The 11,564-nt window shown below is 71.4% G+C and carries 12 protein-coding genes; 10 read left to right on the forward strand and 2 right to left on the reverse strand.

All coding sequences use genetic code 11. The annotated features are described in order from the left end of the window. Window positions 1-48: 48 nt before the first annotated feature. Window positions 49-1,110 (forward strand): ATP-dependent DNA ligase, encoded by a 1,062-nt coding sequence (locus tag ACGFWE_RS05345; RefSeq protein ID WP_393597992.1) that lies wholly within the window; start codon window positions 49-51, stop codon window positions 1,108-1,110. 97 nt (window positions 1,111-1,207) lie between these two features. On the opposite strand, the gene ACGFWE_RS05350 is transcribed toward ACGFWE_RS05345, so the two are convergent. Beyond that, on the reverse strand, window positions 1,208-2,398 hold the full coding sequence (locus ACGFWE_RS05350) for a zinc-dependent alcohol dehydrogenase (RefSeq protein ID WP_352380813.1): 1,191 nt from the start codon (window positions 2,396-2,398) through the stop codon (window positions 1,208-1,210). A 196-nt stretch (window positions 2,399-2,594) separates the two neighbouring features. On the opposite strand from ACGFWE_RS05350, the gene ACGFWE_RS05355 reads away from it, so the two are divergent. Continuing rightward, window positions 2,595-3,620, forward strand: a complete 1,026-nt coding sequence (locus tag ACGFWE_RS05355) for a DUF3048 domain-containing protein (RefSeq protein ID WP_393597994.1) — start codon at window positions 2,595-2,597, stop codon at window positions 3,618-3,620. Here the strand turns inward: ACGFWE_RS05355 and ACGFWE_RS05360 are convergent, their stop codons facing one another. Continuing rightward, complete coding sequence (locus tag ACGFWE_RS05360) at window positions 3,621-4,085, reverse strand: MarR family winged helix-turn-helix transcriptional regulator (protein WP_393597996.1); 465 nt, start codon at window positions 4,083-4,085, stop codon at window positions 3,621-3,623. It abuts the gene before it with no gap. A 174-nt stretch (window positions 4,086-4,259) separates the two neighbouring features. Between ACGFWE_RS05360 and ACGFWE_RS05365 the strand changes: the two genes are divergently transcribed. From ACGFWE_RS05365 to ACGFWE_RS05400, 8 genes are read left to right on the forward strand one after another with little or no spacing between them, the layout of a single operon-like run. Then, window positions 4,260-5,042, forward strand: coding sequence for a CoA transferase subunit A (locus ACGFWE_RS05365; protein ID WP_393597998.1), 783 nt, complete (start codon window positions 4,260-4,262; stop codon window positions 5,040-5,042). Next, window positions 5,042-5,686, forward strand: a complete 645-nt coding sequence (locus ACGFWE_RS05370) for a CoA transferase subunit B (protein ID WP_352380821.1) — start codon at window positions 5,042-5,044, stop codon at window positions 5,684-5,686. The genes ACGFWE_RS05365 and ACGFWE_RS05370 overlap by 1 nt, the downstream gene beginning before the upstream one ends. Then, window positions 5,683-6,885, forward strand: coding sequence for a thiolase family protein (locus tag ACGFWE_RS05375; protein WP_393598000.1), 1,203 nt, complete (start codon window positions 5,683-5,685; stop codon window positions 6,883-6,885). The genes ACGFWE_RS05370 and ACGFWE_RS05375 overlap by 4 nt, the downstream gene beginning before the upstream one ends. Window positions 6,886-6,903: 18 nt before the next feature. Next, on the forward strand, window positions 6,904-7,677 hold the full coding sequence (pcaH, locus tag ACGFWE_RS05380) for a protocatechuate 3,4-dioxygenase subunit beta (RefSeq protein ID WP_393598002.1): 774 nt from the start codon (window positions 6,904-6,906) through the stop codon (window positions 7,675-7,677). A gap of 6 nt (window positions 7,678-7,683) precedes the next feature. Further along, window positions 7,684-8,289 (forward strand): protocatechuate 3,4-dioxygenase subunit alpha, encoded by a 606-nt coding sequence (pcaG, locus tag ACGFWE_RS05385; RefSeq protein ID WP_393598004.1) that lies wholly within the window; start codon window positions 7,684-7,686, stop codon window positions 8,287-8,289. Continuing rightward, window positions 8,286-9,617 carry a 3-carboxy-cis,cis-muconate cycloisomerase gene (gene pcaB, locus ACGFWE_RS05390; RefSeq protein WP_393598006.1) on the forward strand — a complete coding sequence of 444 codons (1,332 nt, stop codon included), beginning with the start codon at window positions 8,286-8,288 and terminating at the stop codon, window positions 9,615-9,617. The genes pcaG and pcaB overlap by 4 nt, the downstream gene beginning before the upstream one ends. After that, entirely contained in the window at window positions 9,614-10,735 is a 1,122-nt protein-coding gene (gene pcaD, locus ACGFWE_RS05395) for a 3-oxoadipate enol-lactonase (RefSeq protein WP_352380830.1), read from the forward strand. Before pcaB ends, pcaD begins: the two co-directional genes overlap by 4 nt. A gap of 49 nt (window positions 10,736-10,784) precedes the next feature. Beyond that, window positions 10,785-11,564 carry an SDR family NAD(P)-dependent oxidoreductase gene (locus tag ACGFWE_RS05400; protein ID WP_352380832.1) on the forward strand — a complete coding sequence of 260 codons (780 nt, stop codon included), beginning with the start codon at window positions 10,785-10,787 and terminating at the stop codon, window positions 11,562-11,564.

Raw genomic sequence — 11,564 nt, forward strand, 5'->3', positions numbered from 1 at the left:
AGCCCGGCATATCAGGCATTTCGGGGCACCCGCGTGCAGAATCGGACCATGGATCTGCCGGTGATGCCCCCAGTGAAGCCCATGCTCGCCAAGTCGGTGGCGAAGATCCCGCCGGGGATGCACTACGAGGCGAAGTGGGACGGGTTCCGGGCCATCGTCTTCAGGGACAGGGCGGAGGTCGAGCTGGGCAGCCGTACCGGCAAGACGCTGACCAGGTACTTTCCCGAGCTGGTGGAGGCACTCGCGGCGCGTCTGCCCGAGCGGTGCGTGATGGACGGCGAGATCGTGATCGCGCGGGACGGCCGGCTGGACTTCGACGCGCTGACCGAGCGCATCCATCCGGCGGCCTCCCGGGTGCGCACGCTGGCGGAGCGGACGCCGGCCTCCTTCGTGGCCTTCGACCTGCTGGCGCTCCAGGACGAATCGCTGCTGAACGTCCCGCTGACCGACCGCAGGAAGCTGCTCACGGCGGCTCTGTCCGGGGTCACGGCCCCGGTGCACCTCGCACCGGCGACCACGGACATCGAGGTGGCCCTGCAGTGGTTCGAGGAGTACGAGGGCGCGGGCCTGGACGGTGTCATCGCCAAGCCGCTCACCCTGCGCTATCTCCAGGACGAGCGTGCCATGTTCAAGATCAAGCACGAGCGCACCGCGGACGTGGTGGTGGCGGGCTACCGGCTCCACAAGAGCGGCCCTGTCGTGGGCTCCCTGCTGCTGGGGCTCCACGACGACCGGGGCGTCCTCCAGCATGTCGGCGTGTCCGCGGCCTTTCCCATGAAGCGGCGCGCCGAGCTGATCGACGAACTGGAGCCGCTCCGGATGGACGACGCCTCCGGACACCCGTGGGCGGCCTGGGCCGAGGAGGCCGCGCACGAGAGCGCCCGGCTGCCCGGGGCGCCGAGCCGCTGGTCGGGAAAGAAGGACCTGTCCTGGGTGCCGCTCAGGCCCGAGCGGGTGGCGGAGGTGGCGTACGACCACATGGAGAACGGCGCACGATTCCGCCACACCGCCCGCTTCCGCCGCTGGCGACCCGACCGGACCCCCGAGAGCTGCACCTACGCACAACTGGAGGAACCGGTGCGCTACGACCTCGACGAAATCCTGGGCTGAGCCGCGAGGTCAGGACCGCGTCAGTACGCGGACGAAGGACGTCTCCGGACAGCCACGGCACACAATTCCGCCACACCGCCCGCTTCCGGCGGCGGGGTCAGGGCCGCATCAGCACCTTGACCGCGCCCTCCTGCTTCTTCTGGAACATCTCGTAGGCGTGCGGGGCGTCCGACAGCGGCACGTGATGGGTCGCGAAGTCGTCGACGCCGAGCGGATCCTCGTCGGTCAGGTACGGGATGATCTCGTCGCTCCAGCGCCGGACATTGGCCTGGCCCATCCGGATCTGGATCTGCTTGTCGAACATCGTGAGCATGGGCAGCGGGTCGGCCATGCCGCCGTAGACGCCGGTGAGGGAGAGCGTGCCGCCGCGGCGCACCAGTTCGATGGCGGTGTGCAGGGCGGCGAGCCGGTCGACGCTGAAGCGTTCGGCGAACGGTCCGCTGATCTTCCTCGGCAACAGGGCCGAGGCGTTCTGGGCGAGGCGGGCCACCGCGCTGCCGTGGGCCTCGGTGCCGACGGCGTCGATCACGGCGTCCGGTCCGCGTCCGTCGGTCTCGTCGCGGATCGCCTGGACCAGCTCCTTCTCGCTGTCGAAGCTCCTGAGGTCGTACGTCTCCACGCCCCGCGTGCGGGCCCGGCGCAGCCGCTCGGACACGAGGTCCACGCCGAAGACGCGCCCGGCGCCGCGCACCTGGGCGACGCGGCAGGCCATGTCGCCGATGGGCCCGAGTCCGAGCACCGCCACGCTGCCGCCCTCGGGGACGTCCGCGTAGGCGACGGCCTGCCAGGCGGTGGGCAGCACGTCGGAGAGGTAGACGAAACGGTCGTCCGGCGGGCCCTCGGGGACCTTGATGGGGCCGAACTGGGCCTGCGGGACGCGCAGGTACTCGGCCTGGGCGCCCGGTACGGCGCCGTACAGGCGGGTGTAGCCGAACAGGGCGGCTCCCATGCCCTCGCTGGTGACCTGGGTGGTCTCGCACTGGGTCGGCAGCCCGGTCATGCACATCCAGCACTTGCCGCAGGCGATCTGGAAGGGCACGACGACCCGGTCGCCGACCGAGAGGTCCGGCACCCCGGCGCCGACCTCCTCGACGATGCCCATGGGTTCATGGCCGAGGATGTCGCCCGGCGTCATGAACGGGGTGAGCACCTCGTAGAGATGCAGGTCGGAGCCGCACAACCCGGACGAGGTGATCCTGATGATCGCGTCCGTCGGTTCCTTGATCTTCGGATCGGGCACTTCCTCCACCCGTACATCCCGCTTGCCCTGCCAGGTCACAGCCTTCATCGCCCGGCTCTCCCTCCGTCACGTCGCGTGTCGGTCCTGGGGTGAGGCGCCCCGGGTACCCGGGCGGACTCCCGCCGAACCGTGATCCAGGGCCGATCGGCCTAGTCGACGCGACGAATCAGAAACGGACGGGTATGGCCATCAATGAACTTATAAGCGCACAATCAAAGACACGAGACGGGCGGGCACTGTGGGCATGGCGGGCATGGTGGGTAGGGAGCAAGGGGTGCGCACGCGGCGCGCCCGTACGGCGGCGGCGCTGCTGACCGTCACGGGCCTCTTCGTCGCGGGCTGCACGGGACACGGCACACCCCGGGTCCCGGCCGACGACGGACGCGGACAGTTCCGCACGGATCAACCGAGCACGTCACCACCGAACACAGCGGAACCGAGCAAGGAGGCCCACGGTCCCTCCGTGCTCGCCGTGAAGATCGACAACGTGCGGGAGGCGCGCCCGCAGACCGGCATCGACTCCGCCGACGTCGTCTACGCCGAGCAGGTCGAGGGCGGGCTCAGCCGCCTCATGGCGGTGTACGCGACGAAACTGCCGAAGGCCGTCGGCCCCGTGCGCAGCGCCCGCGAGTCGGACCTGGAGTTGCTGCGGCAGTTCGACGACCCGACGCTCGCCTTCTCCGGCGCCCAGAGCAAACTGATGCCCCTGATCAACGGGGCGCCGCTGGTCGCCCGGACCCCCGACAAGGCAACCGGCGCCTACTTCCGCGGCGCCGACAAGGTCTCCCCGCACAACCTCTTCCTGCGCCCCAAGAGCCTGGTGCCCGCCACGCCGGGCGCCGCCGCACTGACGACCGGCTTCCACTACGGCCCCGCGCCCGCCGGCGGCACCAGGGACACCTCGGAGACGGTCCGCTTCCCGGCTGCCCGCTTCTCCTTCACCTGGTCACAGAGCCGGGAGCGCTGGCTGGTCTCGATGGACGGCGCCCCGGACATGACGGCCGACGGGAAGCGGCTGGCCCCGGCCACGGTCGTCGTGCAGTACGTGAAGGTCCGCAAGTCCGCCTTCCACGACTTCCTCGGCAACTACACGCCGTACACGGTGACGGTGGGCTCGGGGAAGGCGAAGGTGCTGCGCGACGGCCGCGCCTACGACGTGAACTGGAAGCGGGCGAAGGCCACGGACGGCACGGAGTTCACCACGAAGGACGGCTCCGCGGTGAACTTCGCCGAGGGCCAGGTCTGGGTCGTCTTCGCGAAGGCGTCCTGATCAGCGCTGGGTGAGAAGGGGTTCCGCGGGATTGCGGAGCCCCTCCGCCGCGTCCGCGACCCGGCGGATCAGCTCGAAGAAGCGGCCCTGCTCCTCGTCGGAGAGCGGGGCCAGGAAGACCTGGTTCATCCGGGCGGTGCGCACGGTCAGCTTGCGGTGGGTGCGCACCCCGTCCTCGGTCAGGCGTAGCAGGAAGCGGCGGCCGTCCTGGGGGTCGCGCACCTTGTCGAGCAGTCCGCGTCGGCCGAGCCGGCTGATCACCTCGGCGATCGTGGACCGGTCGAGCCCCACCCGCTCCCCCACCGTGCGCTGGTCGAGCCCCGGCTCGGCGACGAGCGCGTTCAGGACCGCGAACTGGGGCGAGGTGATCTCCTCGGAGACCATCGTGTTCCACAGCAGGTAGTGCGCCTGCTGGAGCCGCCGGGCGAGGTGCCCGGGGTGGGTGGTGAGATCCACCGCGGCCATGTGCGCTCCCGAGTCAGGTTGGTGGGCGTTTTGGTCAGTGCATTTGGTTGGTGCATTTGGTTGGTGCACTGAAGAGTAGTGAGTCTTGACGCCAGGCTGCCACAGTGGCAGCTTAAGAGAAACCTCGCTGAAATACTCAGTGCACTGAGCAGTTGGAGAGATGGGGCTACGCGGATGGACAAGGTGGTCGCCACGGCCCGGGAGGCGGTGGCGGATGTGCCGGAGGGCGCGTCGCTCGCGGTGGGCGGTTTCGGGCTGAGCGGTGTGCCGAACGTGCTCATCCAGGCCCTGTACGAGCAGGGCACCGGCTCGCTGTCGGTGGTCTCCAACAACTGCGGAGCGATGGAGTCGGGCCTCGCGGTCCTGCTCGCCGCCGGGCGGATCGCCCGTGTGACCGGCTCCTACATCGGCGCCAACAAGGAGTTCGCCCGCCAGTACCTGGCCGGTGAGCTGGAGGTCGAGATGATCCCGCAGGGCACGCTCGCCGAGCGGCTGCGGGCGGGCGGCGCCGGAATCCCCGCGTTCTTCACACCGGCCGGCGTGGGCACCCAGGTCGCCGACGGCGGACTGCCCTGGCGCTACGACGGCTCCGGCGGCGTCGCGGTGGCCTCCCCGCCGAAGGAGGTCCGCGAGTTCGACGGCACCGAGTACGTCCTGGAGCGCGGGATCCGCACCGACTTCGCGCTGGTGAGGGCGGCGAGGGGCGACCGGCACGGCAACCTGGTCTTCAACAGGTCGACCCGGAACTTCAACCCCCTCGCCGCGATGGCGGGCAAGGTCACGATCGCCGAGGTGGAGGAACTCGTGGAGCCCGGCGAGATCGATCCGGACGCGGTGCACCTGCCGGGCATCTTCGTGCAGCGGGTCGTCGCGCTGACGCCGGAGCAGGCGAGGGACAAGCGGATCGAGCAGCGGACGGTTTCCACGCCCGCGGCACGAGGGACGGTGAGCGGCTGATGGCCTGGACACGGGAACAGATGGCCGCGCGGGCCGCGCGCGAACTCCGGGACGGTCAGTACGTCAACCTCGGCATCGGACTGCCGACGCTGATCCCGAACTACCTCCCCGAGGACGTCGAGGTGATCCTCGAATCCGAGAACGGCATCCTCGGTACCGGTCCCTACCCCACCGAGGACCAGGTCGACCCCGACCTGATCAACGCGGGCAAGGAGACCGTCACCGTGCTGCCGGGGGCATCCTTCTTCGACTCGGCGCTCTCCTTCGGGATGATCCGGGGCGGGCACATCGACGTGGCCGTGCTGGGCGCCATGCAGGTGTCCGAGACCGGCGACCTGGCCAACTGGGCCATCCCCGGCAAGCTGATCACCGGAATCGGCGGTGCGATGGACCTGGTCCACGGCGCCCGCACGGTCATCGTGGTGATGACGCACACCGCCAAGGACGGCTCGCCCAAGATCCTCACCGAGTGCGCGCTGCCGCTGACCGGCAAGCGTTGCGTGAACCGGATCATCACCGACCTCGGCGTCCTGGACGTCACCGAGGACGGCCTGGTGCTGGTCGAGACGGCGCCCGGGGTGGGCGTCGAGGAGATCACCGCCAAGACCGACGCCGAGCTGACCGTCGCGGAGGGCCTGCAGTGAAGAACGTCTACATCGTCGACGCGGTCCGTACTCCGGTCGGCCGCTACAACGGAGCCCTCTCCTCGGTACGCCCGGACGACCTGGGCGCGCACGCGATCCGTGAACTGCTCGGCCGTACGCCCGACCTGGACCCGGCCCGGATCGAGGACGTGTACTTCGGCAACGCCAACGGAGCCGGTGAGGAGAACCGCAACGTCGGCCGTATGGCCGCGCTGCTGGCGGGCCTGCCGACCAGCGTGCCCGGCGTGACGGTCAACCGCCTGTGCGCCTCGGGCCTCGAAGCCGTGATCCAGGCGGCCCGCGCCATCGCTCTCGGGGACGCCTCCATCGCCGTGGCCGGTGGCGTGGAGTCGATGACCCGGGCGCCGTACGTGCTGCCCAAGTCCGACAAGCCGTTTCCGGCCGGGCACACCGAGCTGTACTCGACCACGCTGGGCTGGCGCATGGTCAACCCGCGGATGGAGCCGCAGTGGACGATCCCGCTGGGCGAGTCGGCCGAGCTCATCGCCGACAAGCACAAGATCGGCCGCGAGCAGCAGGACGAGTTCGCGCTGGCCTCGCACCAGAAGGCGGCCGCGGCACAGGTGGCAGGGTTGTTCGACGCCGAGCTGGCGCCGGTGTCGATCCCGCGGCGCAAGGGTGAGCCGGTCGCCTTCGGCGCCGACGAGTGCGTACGGCCGGACGCGTCGCTGGAGGCGATGGCGAAGCTCAAGCCGTCGTTCCGCGAGAACGGCGGGACGGTGACCGCGGGCAACGCGTCACCTTTGAACGACGGTGCCGCGGCCCTGCTGCTGGTGGACGACGAGGGCCTCGCGGCGACCGGTCGCGAGCCGCTGGCCCGGATCTCCGCGACCGGGGTCAACGCGCTCGACCCGCACTACTTCGGGCTCGCCCCCGTCGAGGCGGTCAACCGGGCACTCGCCAAGGCGGGCAAGGAGTTCGACGACCTGTCAGTACTGGAGCTGAACGAGGCCTTCGCGGCCCAGGTGCTGGGCTGTGTCGCCGAGTGGCCCGAGTTCGACCCGGCGATCCTCAACCCGCAGGGCGGGGCGATCGCGCTGGGCCATCCGCTGGGTGCCTCCGGCGCGCGTCTGGCCGGCACGGTCGCCCATCAACTCGCCCGCAGGGGCAGCGGAGTCGGCGTCGCCACCCTGTGCATCGGCGTCGGCCAGGGTCTCGCTCTCGTCCTCGAACGTTAACGGAACGCAGGAATCGTCATGACTCTCACCCAGCACGACATCGACCGGGAAATCGCCGCCGAGCACGCCGCCTACGAGAAGCGGCTCGCCGACGGCGCTCCCGTCGAGCACCAGCCGCGGCGCGACTACGCGCCCTACCGTTCCTCGGTGCTGCGGCATCCGAAGCAGCCGCCGATCGGCATCGACGTGTCCAAGGACCCGGAGCTGGTGGAGCTGCACTCGCCCGCCTTCGGGGAGCGGGACATCACCGAGATCGACAACGACCTGACCCGGCAGCACACCGGGGAGCCGATCGGTGAGCGGATCACCGTCGAGGGCCGGCTCCTGGACCGCAACGGCCGTCCGCTGCGCGGGCAGCTGGTCGAGATCTGGCAGGCGAACTCGGCCGGCCGCTACGCCCACCAGCGGGAGCAGCACGACGCCCCGCTGGACCCGAACTTCACCGGGGTCGGCCGCACCCTGACCGACGACAGCGGCTGCTACCGGTTCACCACCGTCCAGCCGGGCCCCTACCCGTGGCGCCAGCATGTCAACGCCTGGCGGCCGGCCCACATCCACTTCTCGATCTTCGGCACGGCGTTCACCCAGCGGCTCGTGACGCAGATGTACTTCCCGAGCGACCCGTTGTTCCCCTACGACCCGATCATCCAGTCGGTGACCGACGACGCGGCCCGTCAGCGGCTCGTGGCCACGTACGACCACAGCCTGTCGGTGCCGGAGTTCTCGATGGGCTACCACTGGGACATCGTGCTCGACGGACCGCAGGCCACCTGGCTCGAAGAAGGACGCTGACCCGCCATGACGAAGATCGACACCAGTCGTCCGGAGACCGTGCTGCCGACCCCGTCGCACACGGTAGGCCCCTTCTACGGCCATGCCCTGCCCTTCCCCGGAGGCGGCGACATCGCGCCCGTCGGCCACCCGGACACCCTCACCCTCCAGGGCTACATCACCGACGGCGAGGGCGACCCGCTCCCGGACGCCTTCGTGGAGCTGTGGAGCGCCGACCCGGACGGCAACATCCCGCAGGCCGACGGTTCGATCAGGCGCGACCCCGCGAGCGGCGGCTACCTGGGCCGCAACGGCGTGGAGTTCACCGGCTGGGGCCGGATCCAGACCGACGCCAACGGCCACTGGACCGCGCGGACCCTGCGGCCGGGCGCGCGCGGGCGGAGCGCCCCGTACATCAGCGTGTGCGTCTTCGCGCGCGGGCTGCTGGTTCACCTGTACACGCGGATCTACCTGCCGGACGACGAGACGGTCCTCGCCGCCGACCCGCTGCTGGCCCGGGTGCCGGCCGAGCGGCGCGACACGCTGATCGCACGCCGGCAGGGCGATGGCACCTACCGTTTCGACATCCGCCTTCAGGGCGAAGGCGAGACGGTCTTCCTGGAGTACCAGTGACTTCTCCCGATCCCGACACCGGCCTGCTCGCCCCCGGGTGGGCAGGCTCCCCCGCCGCCTCGGCGACCGCCGACGGCGCCTACCTCCGGGCGCTGCTGGACGCGGAGGCCGCGCTGACGCGGGCACAGGCCCGGCTGGGTCTCGCCCCGGACGGCGCGGCCGGCGCGGTGACCGAGGCGGCCCACGCGGACCGCTTCGACGTACGGTCCCTCGCCGGGCGTGCGCGCGGCGGCGGCAACCCGGTCATCCCCCTGGTCGCCGACCTCACCGAGGCGGTCGGCGAGGAGTACGGCCCGTATGTGCACCGGGGCGCCACCAGCCAGGACATCCTGGACACGGCGACGATGCTGGTGGCGGCGCGCACGCTCGACCTCGTGCTGGCGGACCTCCACCGCGTCCAGCAGGCCCTGGCCCGGCTGGCCGCGGAGCACCGGGACACCGCGATGCCGGGGCGGACGCTCACCCAGCACGCCGTACCGACGACGTTCGGGCTGAAGGCGGCCGGGTGGCGGGAACTGGTGCTGGACGCGCGGGACCGGGTCGCGGCCGTACGGGACTCCCTCCCCGCGCAACTCGGCGGCGCCGCCGGGACCTTGGCGGCCTTCACGGCGTACGGCAGCGAGGACACCCAGGCGCTTACGACGGCCTTCGCCGCGGAGCTGGGACTCCGGACGCCGCTGCTTCCCTGGCACACCCTCCGTACCCCTGTCGCCGACCTCGCCGGATGTCTCGCCTTCACCGCCGGCGCGCTGGGCAAGATCGCCGCGGATGTCCTCGTGCTCGGCCGTACCGAGATCGCCGAGCTCGCGGAAGGCAGTGGGGGCGGCTCCTCGGCCATGCCGCACAAGGCGAATCCCGTACGGTCCACGCTGATCGCCGCCGCCGCCCGGCGCGCGCCGCAGCTCGCCGCCACGTTGTACGGCTCCCTCGCCGCCGAGGACGAGCGGCCGGCCGGCGCCTGGCACGCCGAGTGGGAGCCGCTCAGGGACCTGCTGCGGCTGGTTGGCGGAGCCGCCCGGGACACCGCCGAACTGACCGAGGGGCTGCGGGTCCACCCGGACACCATGCGCGAACACCTCGACCTCACCCACGGGTTGATCGTCTCCGAGCGGCTGTCCGCCGAGCTGGCGTCCGTGCTGGGCCGCGCCCGCGCCAAGGCCCTGCTCACGCAGCTCGCCGAGCGGACCTACGCCGAAGGCGTGTCGCTGAGTGAACTCCTCGCCCAGGAGCCCGAGTTGAAGGACGTCGACCTCGACGAGCTCACCGACCCCGCCCGCTACACCGGCTCCGCCGGTGCCCTCACCGACCGTGCTCTGGAGCGACGTTGACCGAGAAACTCCTCAACCACCGCGCCGAGGGCCCCGCGTCGGCTCCCCCGCTGCTGCTCGGGCCCTCGCTCGGGACCTCGTACGCCCTGTGGGACAAGGTGGCGCCCGAGCTGTCCATCAGCCACCGGGTGATCCGCTGGGACCTGCCCGGACACGGCGGTTCGGCGGCCGGCCTGATCGGTCCCGGCGCCACCGTGGGTGACCTCGCCGATCTGGTGCTGGCGCTCGCCGACTCACTCGGCGTGGAGCGGTTCGCGTATGCCGGGGTGTCGCTGGGCGGTGCGGTCGGTCTGCACCTGGCCGCGCATCACCCGGAGCGTGTCCAGTCGCTGGCCGTGATCTGTTCGAGTGCCCACTTCAACGGGCGGGGTCCCTGGGAGGAGCGAGCCGAGCGGGTCCGCCGCGAGGGGCTGGAGTGGCTGCTGGAGAGCGCGAACTCCCGTTGGTTCGCCGGTGACTTCACCGTGCCGGAGCTCGTACGGGACCACGCCGAGGCCGATCCGTCCGCGTACGCCGCCTGCTGTGACGCCCTGGGCTCCTTCGACCTGCGCGACCGGCTCAACCGGATCTCCGCGCCGACCCTGCTGATCGCCGGCCGCCAGGACCCGGCGACCCCGCCGCCCCATCTGCGGGAGATCGCCGACGCGGTGCCGCGCGCCACGCTCGTCGAACTCCCGGGGGCCTCGCATCTGGCACCGGCGCAGTGCCCGGAAGCCGTCCTCACCGCGCTGCGCGCCCACCTCGACGGGGGCGCCGGGCGGGGCATGGAGGTGCGGCGCGAGGTGCTCGGGGACACGCACGTGGACCGGGCACAGGCCCGGCAGACACCGTTCACCGCCCGCTTCCAGGACTTCATCTCCCGCTACGCGTGGGGCGAGATCTGGACCGACCCCACGCTCAGCCGCCGCGAGCGCAGCATGATCACGCTGACGGCGCTGGTCGCACACGGCCACTACGACGAGCTGGCCATGCATGTGCGGGCGGCGCGGCGCAACGGCCTCACACCGGAGGAGATCGGGGCCGTACTGCTCCAGACGGCCGTCTACTGCGGGGTGCCGGCGGCGAACTCGGCGTTCGCCACGGCGCAGCGGGTGCTGGCGGAGGAGACGGAAGGGTGACCCCGGCAGGGACAGGCGCCGGCTGTGCGGATGTGCCTACGGTAGGGGCATGTCGACCATTCTGATCACCGGTGCCACCTCCGGTCTCGGCCGCTACGTCGCCTTCGAACTGGTCCGCTCCGGTCACACCGTCCTCGCCCACGGCCGGGACCCGGGCCGTACCGGGACCCTGGTGGAGGAGCTGCGGTCCGAGGGGGCGGCCGAGGGCTTCGTGGCCGACCTCGCCTCCCTGGCCCAGGTGCGCGAGCTGGGCGCGCGGGTCGCCGAGGCCCACCCCGGGCTGGACGTCCTGATCAACAACGCGGGCGTGGGCGCGGGTTCGCCCGGTTCGGGGCGGGAGGTGAGCGCGGACGGGCATGAACTGCGGCTGGCGGTGAACTACTTGGCGCCGGTCGCGCTGACCAGAGCACTGTTGCCGACGCGGCCGGCGCGGATCGTCAACGTCGGGTCGGTCGGCCAGGAGCCGGTCGACTTCGACGACATCGAGTTCACCCGCGGCTACGACGGCTTCGCCGCGTACCGCCGCGCCAAGTTCGCCCTGGCGGCCCACACCTTCGCCCTGGCCGAGGAGTTGGCGGGAACGGGGGTCGCGGTCAACGTCCTGCACCCGGCGACCTTCATGGACACAGCGATGGTCCGCGAGGGCGGGGTGGCCCCGTGGTCGACGGTGGCGGACGGGGCTCCGGGTGTGCTGGCCCTGGCCACCCAGGACCTGGGCACGGGCCGCTTCTTCGACGGGACGAATCCGGCGCGGGCACACGAGGGGACGTACGACCGGGAGGTGCAGAAGCGCCTGTCGGCCGTCACCGACCGGCTACTGGTGTCCTGA

The organism is Streptomyces sp. NPDC048523, assembly GCF_043199815.1.
Classification (GTDB): Bacteria; Actinomycetota; Actinomycetes; order Streptomycetales; family Streptomycetaceae; genus Streptomyces.